The 13,628-nt window shown below is 51.3% G+C and carries 12 protein-coding genes and 2 pseudogenes; all 14 read right to left on the bottom strand.

Annotated features, from left to right (window positions below):
- Positions 1 to 15: 15 nt before the first annotated feature.
- Positions 16 to 1,086, bottom strand: coding sequence for a glycosyltransferase family 4 protein (locus BBW69_RS05505; RefSeq protein ID WP_188210675.1), 1,071 nt, complete (start codon positions 1,084 to 1,086; stop codon positions 16 to 18).
- Positions 1,083 to 2,504, bottom strand: a complete 1,422-nt coding sequence (locus BBW69_RS05500) for a lipopolysaccharide biosynthesis protein (protein ID WP_188210674.1) — start codon at positions 2,502 to 2,504, stop codon at positions 1,083 to 1,085. Before BBW69_RS05500 ends, BBW69_RS05505 begins: the two co-directional genes overlap by 4 nt.
- Before the next feature lie 57 nt (positions 2,505 to 2,561).
- Positions 2,562 to 3,869 carry a nucleotide sugar dehydrogenase gene (locus tag BBW69_RS05495; RefSeq protein WP_188210673.1) on the bottom strand — a complete coding sequence of 436 codons (1,308 nt, stop codon included), beginning with the start codon at positions 3,867 to 3,869 and terminating at the stop codon, positions 2,562 to 2,564.
- Positions 3,870 to 3,997: 128 nt separating this feature from the next.
- Positions 3,998 to 5,158 carry a bifunctional diaminohydroxyphosphoribosylaminopyrimidine deaminase/5-amino-6-(5-phosphoribosylamino)uracil reductase RibD gene (gene ribD / locus BBW69_RS05490; RefSeq protein ID WP_188210672.1) on the bottom strand — a complete coding sequence of 387 codons (1,161 nt, stop codon included), beginning with the start codon at positions 5,156 to 5,158 and terminating at the stop codon, positions 3,998 to 4,000.
- A gap of 38 nt (positions 5,159 to 5,196) precedes the next feature.
- Positions 5,197 to 5,658, bottom strand: a complete 462-nt coding sequence (locus BBW69_RS05485; protein ID WP_188210671.1) for a transcriptional regulator NrdR — start codon at positions 5,656 to 5,658, stop codon at positions 5,197 to 5,199.
- A gap of 27 nt (positions 5,659 to 5,685) precedes the next feature.
- Positions 5,686 to 6,528 (bottom strand): class II glutamine amidotransferase, encoded by an 843-nt coding sequence (locus BBW69_RS05480; RefSeq protein WP_188210670.1) that lies wholly within the window; start codon positions 6,526 to 6,528, stop codon positions 5,686 to 5,688.
- A gap of 89 nt (positions 6,529 to 6,617) precedes the next feature.
- Entirely contained in the window at positions 6,618 to 7,697 is a 1,080-nt protein-coding gene (gene aroB / locus BBW69_RS05475) for a 3-dehydroquinate synthase (RefSeq protein WP_188210669.1), read from the bottom strand.
- Between the two features lie 11 nt (positions 7,698 to 7,708).
- Positions 7,709 to 8,221: a shikimate kinase gene (locus tag BBW69_RS05470; protein WP_107859411.1), complete on the bottom strand. Its 513-nt coding sequence runs from the start codon at positions 8,219 to 8,221 to the stop codon at positions 7,709 to 7,711.
- A 148-nt stretch (positions 8,222 to 8,369) separates the two neighbouring features.
- Positions 8,370 to 10,130 (bottom strand): annotated as a pseudogene (locus BBW69_RS05465) (type IV pilus secretin PilQ); the annotation flags it as partial.
- A 27-nt stretch (positions 10,131 to 10,157) separates the two neighbouring features.
- Positions 10,158 to 10,565: pseudogene (locus BBW69_RS10130) on the bottom strand (AMIN domain-containing protein); the annotation flags it as partial.
- A gap of 17 nt (positions 10,566 to 10,582) precedes the next feature.
- A complete protein-coding gene (locus BBW69_RS05460; protein ID WP_107859409.1) occupies positions 10,583 to 11,134 on the bottom strand; it encodes a pilus assembly protein PilP in 552 nt (183 codons plus the stop codon).
- 17 nt (positions 11,135 to 11,151) lie between these two features.
- Positions 11,152 to 11,820 carry a type 4a pilus biogenesis protein PilO gene (locus BBW69_RS05455; protein ID WP_107859408.1) on the bottom strand — a complete coding sequence of 223 codons (669 nt, stop codon included), beginning with the start codon at positions 11,818 to 11,820 and terminating at the stop codon, positions 11,152 to 11,154.
- Positions 11,821 to 12,420 carry a PilN domain-containing protein gene (locus tag BBW69_RS05450; protein WP_188210667.1) on the bottom strand — a complete coding sequence of 200 codons (600 nt, stop codon included), beginning with the start codon at positions 12,418 to 12,420 and terminating at the stop codon, positions 11,821 to 11,823.
- A 2-nt stretch (positions 12,421 to 12,422) separates the two neighbouring features.
- Positions 12,423 to 13,532: a type IV pilus biogenesis protein PilM gene (gene pilM, locus BBW69_RS05445; RefSeq protein WP_107959811.1), complete on the bottom strand. Its 1,110-nt coding sequence runs from the start codon at positions 13,530 to 13,532 to the stop codon at positions 12,423 to 12,425.
- Positions 13,533 to 13,628: the final 96 nt, after the last annotated feature.

Here is a 13,628-nt window from a genome sequence, read left to right as displayed (position 1 = left end):
GGCTTTCAGATGGCATTACATGGTATAGGCGGCCATGGTGGTACGGTAGATTTCGTCGTCGGAACAGAGTGCGGCGACGTGTGCATGCAGCCTTTTGCCCATTGCTTCGCGTAACTCCGGCTGTCTGACGAGCGTGTCTACGGCGGCGATAAAGGCTTCTTCGTCGCCGAAGGGGATGCAGTAACCCGTTTCCCCGTTGACGACCATTTCGGAAATGCCCGCCATATCGTAGGTAACGACGGGCGTGTCGTAAAGTCCTGCTTCCAAGATGTTGTTGCCCACACCTGCGCCGTGGTCGCCGATGCAGTGGGGCGTGTTCACCAAAATATCCACGTCTTTGAAGTAGGCGGTCAAATCGCGCACGCCGCCGAGGAAGGTAACTTTGCCGTCTATGCCCAGACGTTCCGCCTGCGCTTTCAAATTGTCCATTTCTTCGCCTATGCCAGCCACGTTCAGGCGTACGGGCATATCGCGGTCGACCATTTTTTTGAAAATGTCCAGCATCAGATGCACGGCGCGGACAGTGTCCAGACGCGACAGCGTGCCGAGCATGACGCAGTCTTTGGCGGTTTTTTCGGGAACGGAATCGGGACGGTGCAGCGCGTTGTAGGTATAAGTGATGCGGTGGGCGGGAAAACCGTAACGGATGAGTTTGTCGCGCTCGTGTTTGCAGTTGCCGATGATGTACACGCCCAAACGGTCGAACAGCCGGGCGATTTTCGGATAGGTTTCGGGGTTAAGCCCGCGTGCGTGGTAGAACACTTTGGTTTTCGGCGAAACGATTTTGGCGGCAACGGCGCAGGCGGGCACGATGCGCGCCATTTGGCAGTGGATGATGTCGGGTTGTTCGCGCCGCAGCATTCGGGCGTAGGTAATCATGCCTTTGAGGTAGCCGAAAAGGCCGCCGCGATAGAAATCGACGGGTTGCCAACGTATGCCCAAGGCTTGCGCCTCTTTGAGCAACGGTCCGTCCGAAGAGGCAAGGATGATGTCGTGTCCGTGCTGCCTGAGCAGCCGGCCGAGGCGGAAGGTGGCGTTTTCCGTGCCGCCCAGACCCGCCATAGAAGTGGTCAAAACGATTTTCATGATGTGGAACCCATGTTTTTCAGACGGCAAAACAGGCGGTTTAATTCTGTTTTGTGCCGCAGGATGCAGCCTGCCAAATATACGGCCCATACGGCGGCGAACAGGGGATGGTTTTCCCGTGTGCCGAAACAGGCGTGGACTGTCGCGGAGGTCAGGCAGAACAATGTGTGCATATAAAGCGGCAGGCGTTTGAGCGGCTGCCACAGGCGGGAAGAGCTTTCTGTCTTTAAAACAAAAAACAGCCAGAATGAGGCGGCGCAGGCAACCGCCGCACCGCGCGCGCCTTCAGACGGCACGAGCAGCCTCAACAGCAGCAGGTTTGCCGACAGCGCGGTCAGGTTGGCAAGCGTAATCAGCCGTGTTTTGCGGACGACATTCAAACCGATACCGCTGATTTCGGTCAGCGTGTAAAACAGCGGCGGCAACATGCACGATACGACGATAAACCTGACGGACGCATAGGTTTCAGGCAGCAGGCCGGAAACCAAAGGTGAAAAAATACCGGTCAGGCAGACGGCTGCGGCAAGCAGCGCGGCGGCGGATTCTGCGGTTGCCGAAATGTGCGGCATCGGGGCATTTTCTTCGACCATGCGGAAGATATGCGGCGTCCAGACCGTTGAAAAAATATTTTGGAACACCAGTGCCGCCGCACCGAAGGTAATCCCCATCGAGTATATGCCGAGCTGTTCCAATCCGGCGTATCCTTTCAGAAAGAAGCGGTCGGCAGAAGTCAGCCCCCAGTAGGCGAGGTTGCCCAGTGCGAGCGGTATGCCGTAGCGCAGGCCGCGATGCAGGAGGGCGGATGAAAACGGTGCGCGCCATGCGGCTTTCAGACGGCATCGGTTTTGAAACAGCAACAGGGAGAGGGCGGCGAGGTTCGCCAGTGTGTAAACGGCACCGAGCGTGGCGGTGCTTGCCGGGAAGTGCAGCAGCCCGACCGCCAGTGGCAGCAGCGGCAGGACGGTAAGCTTCGGTATGAGTTGTGTGGAAGAAAAGGCAAACGCACGTTCTTCCATACGTAAAATCAGGGAGAGAAAACGAATCAGCAGGACGGTCAGCGCAAACAGTACCAGCCCGATGCCGGCGGCGGAGTCGTCAAGCGAGAACAGGATTTCAGACGGCATTTCCGGATGGGAAAGCAGGAAGGTGGCCATTACGGCGGCCGACAGCAGCGGCGGCAGGAACAGGGTTTTGAACAAAGTGTCTTTGTCGGCGGCGGCATAGTATTCGCGGATGTACGCCTGATCCAAACCCATGCCCAAAACCAATATGCCCAAGCCTGCCGCCGTCTGCATCAGTATGATGCGTCCGATGTCGGCGGCAGGAAAGTACCACGACAGCAGCGGCAGGGTCATTATGCCCAAAACCGCGCTGCCGAGGGAACCTGCCGCGTAGCCGAGGATTTTTTTTGTGTCCATTTCAAATGTTCAGACGGCATCGGGATGCTCTCCAATGCCGTCTGAAACCTTTCTCTATCAGGCTTTGACGACTTTCGGGCTGCCGTCGCGGAAGCGTCCGCGCGTATCGACGATGAGTTTGGCGTGTTCGGCGATAAGCGGGTAGTCGAATTTGTCATGGTCGGTGGTCAGTACCACGCAGTCGAAGTCTGCCAGCGTTTCTGCCGTAATCGGGGTACTGGAAAGGTTGAAGCAGTGGTGTCCGGGAATATGGGGGAAAACGGCGACATGGGGGTCGGAATAGGCGATGTCCGCCCCCAGTTTGTGCAGCCTGTCCATCACTTCCACCGACGGGCTTTCGCGCATATCGTCCACGTTTTTTTTGTAGGAAATGCCCAGAATCAGGACTTTGCTGCCTTTGATGGAACGGCCGTTTCCATTGAGGGCGAGGACGGTTTTGCCGATAACGTAGTCGGGCATATGGGAATTGACTTCGCCCGCCAGTTCGATGAAGCGCGTGTTTACGCCGTATTCGCGCGCTTTCCATGTGAGGTAGAAGGGGTCGATGGGGATGCAGTGCCCGCCTAGGCCGGGACCGGGGTAATACGGTACGAAGCCGAAGGGTTTGGTGGCGGCGGCATCGATGACCTCGTGGATGTCTATGCCCATTTTGTCGGCGACGATTTTCATTTCGTTAACCAGGCCGATGTTGACGGCGCGGTGGATGTTTTCCAGCAGCTTGGTCAGTTCGGCTGCCTTGGTCGAGCTGACGGGGACAACCCGGTCGATGGCGGGACTGTACAGTGCGATGCCGACTTCCAGACATGAGGCGGTGTGTCCGCCGACGACTTTGGGGATGGTGCGTGTTTCGAAATGGGGGTTGCCCGGGTCTTCCCGTTCCGGAGAATAGACGAGGAAGATGTCTTTGCCGGCCTTCAGTCCGTTTTCTTCTACGCGCGGCAGCAGTTCTTCTTCGGTGGTGCCGGGATAGGTGGTCGATTCGAGCGATAAAACCTGACCGGCGCGCAGATAGGGTTTGACTGCGTCGGTCGTGCCAGTAACGAAGCTGATATCGGGTTCCCGGTATTTGTTTAAGGGCGTGGGGACACAGAGGATGACGGCATCCGCTTCGGCAATCCGGGAAAAGTCGTCAGTGGCTTCAAAACCTTTTTGACGTGCCGCTGCGATTTTTTCGGAAGGGATGTGTTCGATATAGCTTTCGCCTGCATTAAGCCTGCCGGTTTTGAAGGTGTCGATGTCGAAGCCGAGGACGCGGAAACCGGCATCGGTGTAGCGCAGCATCAGCGGCAGTCCGACATAGCCCAAACCGACGATGCCGATGACGGCGGTCTGGTCTGCAAATTTTCGGATAAGCTGGTCTTTCATATTGTCCTCATGGCGTTTCAGACGGCAGTGCCGTCTGAAGAATGTTATTTCATCCCGGTATTATATTACGGAACCGATTCACTTGGTGCTTGAGCACCTTAGAAAATCGTTCTCGTTGGGCCAACACTCTACCGGTTTTCGTGAATCCACCGTATATAGTCAATCAGCAAATCCTCGCTGTTTTTCCGGAACACGGTTTTGATGTCGTGTCCGATGGTTTTGCTGAAAACGGGTATCCATAAAGGGGGATCGGTCAGTGCGGTACGGTTCTCAGGCAGGGAGAACAGGTCTTTACCGCTGCCGAGGATTTTGGGCGAACGGTACAGGACGATTTCGTCTGCCAGATCTTCTGCCAAAAAGGCGGATGTGAGTTCGGAGCCGGCTTCCACCATCACTTCGCCGAAACCTTCGTCGGCAAGGAGGCGCATCAGGTGGTGCAGGTCGATTTTGCCGTCTGCCGTTTCAGACGGCATCAGGATGCGGATGTGTGCGTGTTCCCTATAGGGGCGGAGTTTGCCTTCATCGCGTTCCAGTGTGGCGATGTAGGTCGGAGATTGTCCGTCGGTAACCAAATGGCTATATAGGGGCAGGCGCAGGCGGCTGTCCAAAACGATGCGTGCGGGTTGGCGCAGGGTCGGAAAGCCGCGGACGTTGAGCAACGGGTTGTCGGCCAATACGGTACCGATGCCGGTCAGCACCGCGCAGCTTTCGGCGCGGAAAGTTTGTACGTCGGCGCGTGCTTCTCCGTCGGTAATCCAAAAACTGTTACCGTCTGAAAGGGCGGTTTTCCCGTCCAGCGAAACGGCGCATTTGAGGCGGACAAAGGGACGGCGGCGTTCGATGCGCGACAGGAAGCCGCGGTTGAGTTCCCTTGCTTCGTCTTCGAACAGCCCGCATTCCGCCTTGATGCCTGCTGCCTCAAGAAGGGCGAGCCCTTTGCCAGCAACCAGTGGATTGGGGTCGCGCATGGCGGCGACGACGCGGGACACGCCCGCCTGTACCAGTGCTTCGGCACAGGGCGGAGTGCGCCCGTGATGGCTGCACGGTTCGAGGGTAACAAAGGCGGTCGCACCTTTTGCCATTTCCCCTGCCTGACGCAGGGCGTGGACTTCGGCATGGGGTTCGCCCGCTTTGACGTGGAAGCCCTGACCGACAATTTGGCTGCCGTGTGCGATAACGCAGCCGACGCGCGGATTGGGCGAGGTGGAAAAACGCCCCAAATTGGCAAGTTCGAGGGCTTGGAGCATCATGGAACGGTCTGCGAAGGAAAAGTATGTGTCTTTGTACATGGGGATACCTTATCAGTATGGGTAATGTTTGGGAGGAGTCAGGCTTTGCCGCCTGTTTTGACGGCTTGCGCCAGCCACGAGGCGAAATGTTCCGTGCTGTCGAAGCGTTTGTGCAGGGTGGCGAAGCGGACGGCGGCTTCCGTGTTGTGCTCAAGCAGCTCTTTTAGCACCATGTCGGCAAGTTCGCTGGAGGATATGTCGCGCAAACCTGAATTGTACAGCCTGTATTCCGTCAGGCGGACAATCTCGTCGATTTGCTCCGGGCCGGTGCATTTGCGGACGGCAGCGGTCAGGTCGGCATGAAGCTTCCTTCTGTCGAAAGGACGGCGTTTTTTGTCATGGCCGGTGATTGAGGGCATTTTGAATTCGACGGTTTCGAGTGTGCCGAAGCGTTTGCCGCAGCTGGGGCAGTGGCGGCGGCGGCGGACGGTATTGCGCTCTTCCATCAGGCGGGAATCGGCAACTCTGGTGTCCGGATGGCTGCAAAACGGGCATTTCATGGTATTTCCTCCCTGATGCCGTCTGAATCAAACCGATACGCCGGCTGCGCGTGCGATTTCCAGACCTTCTTCGGTACTCATATAGACGGGGTTACGGGGTCGGTCGTTTAAAATAATTTTGCCTTCGCGGAACATGACCAGTTCGTTCACGGCAAGTTGGGACCATGATTCGTCGCGGGTCAGCGGCAGGGTGGCGATAACGGCGACGCGGTCGTCCGGCGTGGTTACTTCGGCAAAATCGACCATTACATCGTCGTCGAGCAGGCGTGCCTTGCCGAACGGGGCTTGGCGGATGATGTAGTGCAGCAGTGTGCTGGCGTGGGCAAACAGTGATACGCCGTCGGACAAGACGAAGTTAAACAGTCCGAATTTGCGGATTTCGTGCGTCAGCCCGGCAATGGCGTCGAACAGGGTTTCGTCGTCGGGACGTGTGTCGAAGCGGGTGCGGAGGCGGTTGAGGATGTGGCAGAATGCGCGTTCGGAGTCGGTGGTGCCGACGGGATGGAAGAATTCGCCCTGTGTGGGAAAGAAGTCGACCAAATGCCCGTTGTGTGCAAACAGCCAGTAGCCGCCCCACATTTCGCGCATAAAGGGATGTGTGTTCGCCAGCGAGGTTTGTCCTTGCGATGCTTTGCGGATATGGGCGACGACGTTTTCCGATTTAATCTGGTAGGCGCGCACGAGGTCGGCGACGGGGGAGTTTGCACTCGGCTTGTCGTCATGGAACAGGCGCACGCCTTTGCCTTCGAAGAACCCGATGCCGAAACCGTCGGCATGATGGTCGGTAATGCCGCCCCTGCGGCGGAATCCTTCAAAGGAAAACATAATATCGGTCGGCGTATTGCAGTTCATGCCCAGCAGTTGACACATGGTTTGTCCAAGTCGTTCATATAGTAGTCGGATTATACTCCGAACTGAAAATGCCGTCTGAACGCTTCAGACGGCATTATTATCGGGAATCAGAGATAGGGTTGCAGGGTGCGCCCGAGGATGTCCGTATCAGTGATTTCGGTAATGACGGCTTCTCCCAGCCTCTTTAATCCGATGAAGCGCATCACGCCGCCGCTGACTTTTTTATCGTGGCTCATATGTTCGAGCCATTTTTCGAATGGGAACACGGGCGGTGCGGACGGCAGTCTGGCGGCTTCAAACAGGGCGGCAAGCCGTGCGGTATCTGCAGCGGAGGTGTTGCCCAGTTGTTCGGACAAACGCCCGGCTAAAACGCAGCCGGCGGCGACGGCTTCTCCATGCAGCCAAGTGCCGTAACCCATCTCGGTTTCAATGGCGTGTCCGAAGGTGTGTCCGAGGTTGAGCCATGCGCGTATGCCTTGTTCGGTCTCGTCCTGTGCGACGATGTCTGCCTTCATTTGGCAGCAACGGTACACGGCTTCGGCGAGTTTTTCTTTATCGAGCGTCATCAGTCCGGATATGTTTTGTTCGAGCCATTCGAAAAAAACGATGTCGCCGAGCGCACCGTATTTGATGACTTCCGCCATACCGGCGGACAATTCGCGGACGGGCAGGGTGTGCAGCGTACCCAAGTCGGCAAGCACCGCCTGCGGCTGGTAAAACGCGCCGATCATATTTTTGCCGAGCGGGTGGTTGATGGCGGTTTTGCCGCCAACCGATGAGTCAACCTGGCTTAACAGCGTAGTCGGTATTTGAATGAATGGGGCACCGCGCTGGTAGGTGGCGGCGGCAAAGCCGACCATGTCGCCGATAACGCCGCCGCCCAGCGCAATCAGCGTGGTTTTGCGTTCGGCGCGGTTTTGAATCAGTCCGTCAAAAATAAGGTTGAGCGTCTGCCAATTTTTATATATTTCCCCGTCGGGCAGGATAATGCTGAAATGGGGAATGCCTGCCTCGTCTAATGCCGTCTGAAGCGTATGAAGATAAAGCGGGGCAACGGTTTTATTGGTAATGATGGCGGCACGCTTGCCAAGATACGGTTGGAGCAGGCTGCCGGCCTGCCGTATCAGTCCGTTGCCGATAAAGATAGGGTAGGTGTGCGAAGGTGCGTGTACGTTCAGTGTTTTCATGCGTCGGTTTTTTATTCGGATAAAAGGTTGAGCAGGGTTTGTATGGTTTGCCGGCAGTTTCCCGATTCGACGGTGAAGTCGGCGGTTTGCCTGTAAAGCGGGTCGCGTGCGGTGTAGAGTTCGCGCAATCTGCCTAAGGGATCGGCAACTTGTAAAAGGGGGCGGTTACTGTCGCAGCGCGTCCGTTCGAGGAGTGTTTCAGGTTGCGCGTGCAGATAGACGACCGTTCCGCTTTTGCGGATTAAATTGCGGTTTTCTTCTTTCAAAACGGCACCGCCGCCGGTGGATAGGACGATATGGGGCAGGATAACCAGCTTTTTGAGCATGGCGGTTTCGCGCGAACGGAATCCCTGTTCTCCTTCCATTTCAAATATGGTCGGGATGGAAACGCCGGCGGCTGCCGAAACTTCATGGTCGCAGTCGTAAAAGCAGTAATTTAGGGAGCGGGCAACCTGTCTGCCCAGGGTGGTTTTGCCAGCACCCATCAGCCCGATGAGGATAAGTTTGTCGGTAAAATTTTTCATGGCGTAATTTTATACGATATTGGCAGGACTGGTAGGGGCTTAAGGTGTATCGGGATGGTAATTCAGTTTCAGGCGGTATTTTGACGGATGTTGTATTTTAGATAAAAAAAAGGGCATATGCTGTAAAACATATGCCCTTTTTTACGGATTAATAGCGCAGGTTGCTACCGACCGTATCCATGATTCTCGGAGTAATGAAAATCAGCAGTTCGCGACGGCTTTGGTTGTTTTGGCGCGTTTTGAACAGGTTGCCGATGACGGGAATATCACCCAACAAGGGGATTTTGGTCAGCGTATTACCGTTTTCTTCTTCATAAATGCCGCCGACAATCAATGTGCCGCCGTTTTCAACCATTGCTTGAGTATCCAGATTTTTGGTTTGGATACATTTGGTTGCTTCGTTTTTCACACGACAGTCAATCGGAGTGTCTTTATTGATTTTGACATTCATGATGATTTGACCGTCAGGCGTGATATTCGGGGTAACAACCAAGCCTAAGACGGCTTTTTTGAAGGTTGTAGTCGTGGTGGTGTTGTTACCTGATGTCGAAGTATCTTGGTAGGGAATTTCCGTACCTGATTCGATTTTGGCTTCCTGACGGTTTTGGGTCAGTACGCGCGGATTGGCAAGTGTTTTGGTTTTGGAAAGTTGCTCAGACGCGGACAGCTCCAAGTTCAGGGCACCGGACGAAAGTGCGCGTACCAGTGCGATGCTGTTTGCGGCAGCGGCAACCGGCAGGTTGATGTTGGTGTTGACCGACCAACGTCCGCTGGATGTTCCGATATTGCCGCCTGTTCCGCCGTTATTTGCTGCGGAAATCCCACCGCTTCCGGAGTTGAATCCCCATGCGGTTTGTCGTTCGGTACCTCCGTAACCGAATTTTACACCCAAGTCGCGTGCGAAACCGTCGGTTGCTTCAACGATACGCGCTTCAATCATAACTTGTTGCGCAGGTACGTCCAATTCGTCAATCAGTTTGCGGAATTTCTCAATGACGCTGCGGGTATCGGTAACAATCAGGGTGTTGGTGGCAGGGTCAATCAATGCACTGCCACGGTTGCTTAGAAGCGTATTGCGTGAGTTGTTAGTGTCAATTTCGTCCAAGCGGAGGATTTTGCGGAACTCTTCCACATTTTTATATTTTAATTGGAAGTTCTGAGAATAGAGGGAACCGAGTTCGGCAATTTCTTTTTCTGCCTGTAGGAAGGCTTTATCTTTGGCAAGCAGCTCGTCGCGGGGTGCGATGTTGATAATATTTCCTTGCTGGCGCATATCCAGATTACGTGCCTGCATAACCAAATCCAGGGCCTGATCCCAAGGTACGTCTTTAAGGGAGAGGGTCATTTTACCGTTGACGGTATCGCTGGCAACGATATTGGTACCGGATTCTTTTGCTAAAATTTGCAAGATGGTGCGAACTTCGACATCTTGGAAGTCAAGGGAGATTTTTCTGCCTTTGAAGACTTTGGGTGCGTTGTTTAAGCCATTAGATTCAATGTTTTGTTTTTTAGGTAGAATTTGAAAGGTAAAATGTCCTGCAGATGCGGATTTGTTGATAAATTCCCAATTTCCGGTCATTTTGATAATGAGTTGGGTATCGTTGTTAATACGTTTCAGTGTAACGTTTTGTACCGGTGTTTTGAAGTCTGCCACGTCCAGGCTGCGTTGTTGTGCAGTTGTCAGTGTGTGGTTTTTCAGGGTAATGATTACTCGGTCACGTTGTTGGCGGATGTCGGGTTGTCCGGAAAATCCTAAGGCAGCCAATTCGACTATACCGGCATTCTTACTGTCTTTGCGGAAGTCGATATTGGTTTGTTTTGCCGGCATTGCAGTCGTTTGTTGCGTTGCGGCAGGACTAAACGGTGCGGATACGGATACTACAGATTCGCTGAACGGAGCGGAAGGTTGTGTTCGCGGCATGGTTTGTACGGGTGTACGTACAGGAGCTGATGTGGTATCGGAAGACTCATTAATAAGAATCCAAACTTCGTTTCCTCGTACTTCGGTATTGTACTGGCTTGGTTTGTTTAAATTAAGGACCAGGCGTGCACGGTTACTGTTTTGAGCAGCACTAATTTTGTTTAACAGGGAATCTGCATATTCAAGAACCTGTTGATCCATAGAAATGCCGGTTTGTTCAAAGTCTAAAGCAATACGCGCAGGCGAGGAGGTTACAAAACCGGTAGGACTCACAACCTCTTTATCAAAGCTGACTTTGATGATTTTTTGTTTACTGGGTAAGGAAGAAACCTTAATATCTGTGATGTTTCCTGCCGATGCCGTCTGAAAGGCTGCGGTTGCGATAAACAGACCGGAAATAATTTTTGTCAGTTTTGTATTCATTTGGAATAATCCCCTTCTTAATTTTGCTCATTGGCAGATGCTGCCGTTTGTTCGGTATCGGTATTTTTGTCGGAAGGTTGCAGTGGCAGTTCTGCTTTGCGGGAGACCCAGTTGCCTGTGCTGTCTTCTATCAATTCGTTCAAGATGATACTGTTTTCGGTAATACTTTGGATTCTACCGTAATTTTGTCCTAAATAGTTTCCGACACCGACAGTATAGACATAACCTTCGACTTCGATAAAGCCGGATACTTTTTGTTTAGATTTTAATATACCGACATAACGCATATTTTCTAAACTGAATTTTTCCAGTGTTTCTTTAACACGGTTTGTATCGGGAGCATTTCCTCCTTTTTTTACGGTCTCCATCCGGCGGAAGTCGAACGCGTTGAACCCTGTGGGTTGTGGCGGGTTATATACTGGTGCAACCGGGAGGGTGGGTGCTTGGAAAGGTATGATTTCTGCTTTGGCTTCACGTTGTGTCTGCGCCATCCATTCGTTTAGGTCTTCGGAACCTTGGGAACATGCGGAGAGAGCCAGAAAGCTGATGAGTAAGGCATAGTGTTTCATGGTTTCCCTAACATAAGTTATTTTTGTTCAGTATCTTGTGCTGCCTTATCAGCCTGCTGCTGTGCAGCTTCTGCGGCAAGTTCTTCTACGGATTTTGCTTTATAGGTTGTAGCAATGGCACTTAAATTTAGTATGCTGCTTTTGCCGTCTGAATTATCTCCATTTTCTGCAGATTGAACGATTTTCAGCGATTCAAGGGTAATAATCCGGGATAAACTGCCTACATCGCGGGTAAATTGGCTGATTTGATCGTAATTTCCTGTAATGGAAATAGAGTAGGGTAGTCTTTTTATAGGACCGTCATCAACGGGTGGTTGCGGCATAACACTGTCCAAACGCAGCCCGTTGCTTGAGCCTGCTTGGTGAAGCTCTTGTACCAAATTAGGAATTTCGGCATCGGTCGGCAATTGTTTCAACATGATGTTAAAAGCAGAACGGATGGCGGCCAGTTCATCTCTCAGGTTGTTTAGACTGGCTGCATCAATACTTTTCTGTTTATAGGTATTTTTCAGCTCAACCTCTTTTGCTTCATACTCTTCCAGGGATTCAATCTGATTTTTGAATAAGCCGATATAACCCAATCCCAGCATGGCGGCAATAATTATTAGGACTATAAACAGCTTTGAGGGGAGGTTGAGTAGATGAAGATTGTTGAAATCTAAATTTTTCATTGATTTGGAAGCCATTTAGTTTGTCTCCTGTGTATTTTCCGGAGCAGGGTTTTTTGCAGTCTCAGAAGCCTTTACGATGGGGTTTAATGTTGCTTGTAGGGTAAATTCTTGGTATGAATTGTTTTTCTTAATACTTAACAATTCAGGTTGGTTAAATATACCTGTATTCGGCATAGCCCTCATCATATTGGCAACACGGTTGTCACTGGACGTTCTGCCGTTCAGTCGGTAAGAGTCGGAAGTAACGGCCTCCAGTGAAGTCAGATAGGTATTGTCAGGAATGGTTTCGTTTAGACTGTCAAGGATTTTTGCTGCTTGGAGGCGTTTGAGTTGAAGCTCCTCAATTTTATTTTTCTTAAGCAGGAAAGCATCTTTTTCTTGTTTTAGTTTTTGGATTTCAGTCAATTCACTGTCCAAGTGCGCGATAGAGGTTTCTAGAAGGGTATTCCTTTCCAACTGGTTATTGGTCATGTTGTCAATAAACAGGTAAGTTCCCGCAACGGAAGCGAGGCCAATTAATACGGCACCATACATAAGCGTTTTGAATTGTTGCTGTTTACGCTTGTTGATTTCCTCCCTGTAGGGAAGAAGGTTAATTTTAATTAGATTATTCATAGTTATAGTCCCCGTGCAGCTAAACCGAACGCTGTAGTTAATATAGGCGCATCAAGTTCGAATTGTTTTTTATCTATTTTGAGGTTGTCTGCAAAATAGCTTGCAGGATGGATACACTGTACCTCTGCGTTCGTTTGAGAGGCTATGGTTTGTGCAATACCTTTTTGGCGTGTTGCCGCACCTGTTAGCAGGATGTGTTTGATATTAGTCATATCATCCGCAGTTTGCGTAGTGTAATAAAACTGTAAAACCCTTTGTATTTCTTGGGTAATTTGCTGGTTGAAATGAACAGCCACAGTTTCTTGGTAATCAGAAGGTTTTTGAGGGGAGTTAATGATTTCTTCGGCTTTTTCCTCTGTTACCTGATAGGTGCGTTGGATGAGTTGGTTGAGCTGTTTCTCGCTGATAGGGGTCTCCTGTTTATACAGGATTTTACCGTTTTGAATGACTAAGGCATAGGTTTGTGTCGCGTATACGCCGAAAATGGCGACTTTTTCTCCAGTAAGTTCCGGATTAAAGTTATTTATCCATAGGGTATAGGCGTTGTACTGCCCAAAAATATCTACATCAAGTGCAGATAATTTCATACCAGCTTCGTTAAAAGCTTCAATTAGCGGTTCGATATCATCTTTTCTTGATGCTACGGCTAAAATGGTCTGATTGGCAGAAGGAGGGGTTAGAACCTGATAGTCGTAATTGACTTCCTCTAAGGAACTTATTTCAGAGATGGCGGATTCTACAAATTCTTCCAAGTCCAAATCTGTATCTTTTGTTGTGTAGGTCAATTGTTCTGTCGTTGCCAGATTTTGTGGAATAGCAGCGATAATATTTTTGCATGTGCTGTTCAGTTTGACATACGCCTGTTGCAAATATGTAACAAATTGTCCGTGGTTTTGAATTTTATTGTCTTGGACGATATTCTTTGGTAATTTGACGATGACGTATTTTTCCAGCTGAATTTGGTTTAAACTACGTCCTGACAATTGAACCATTTTGATAGAATACTGGTCGATATCAATGCCGATTGCTGCATGATTATTGAATCCCGAAGATTTCTTAGGGAGCTTGGCATCTGTTTTTTTAGGGGTTTTCAAGCTTTTAAACAAGCGCATAATGAAGATTCCTGCGTTATTTGTACAGTGAGTAACCGTTTCGGTATCCGTAATGGATTTCTTGTTCTTTGCACACTAACACTGTGCTTTGTAGAA

The organism is Neisseria sp. RH3002v2f (assembly GCF_014596375.1).
Lineage (GTDB): Bacteria > Pseudomonadota > Gammaproteobacteria > Burkholderiales > Neisseriaceae > Neisseria > Neisseria cinerea.
This window is presented reverse-complemented; position numbering and strand designations above follow the sequence as displayed.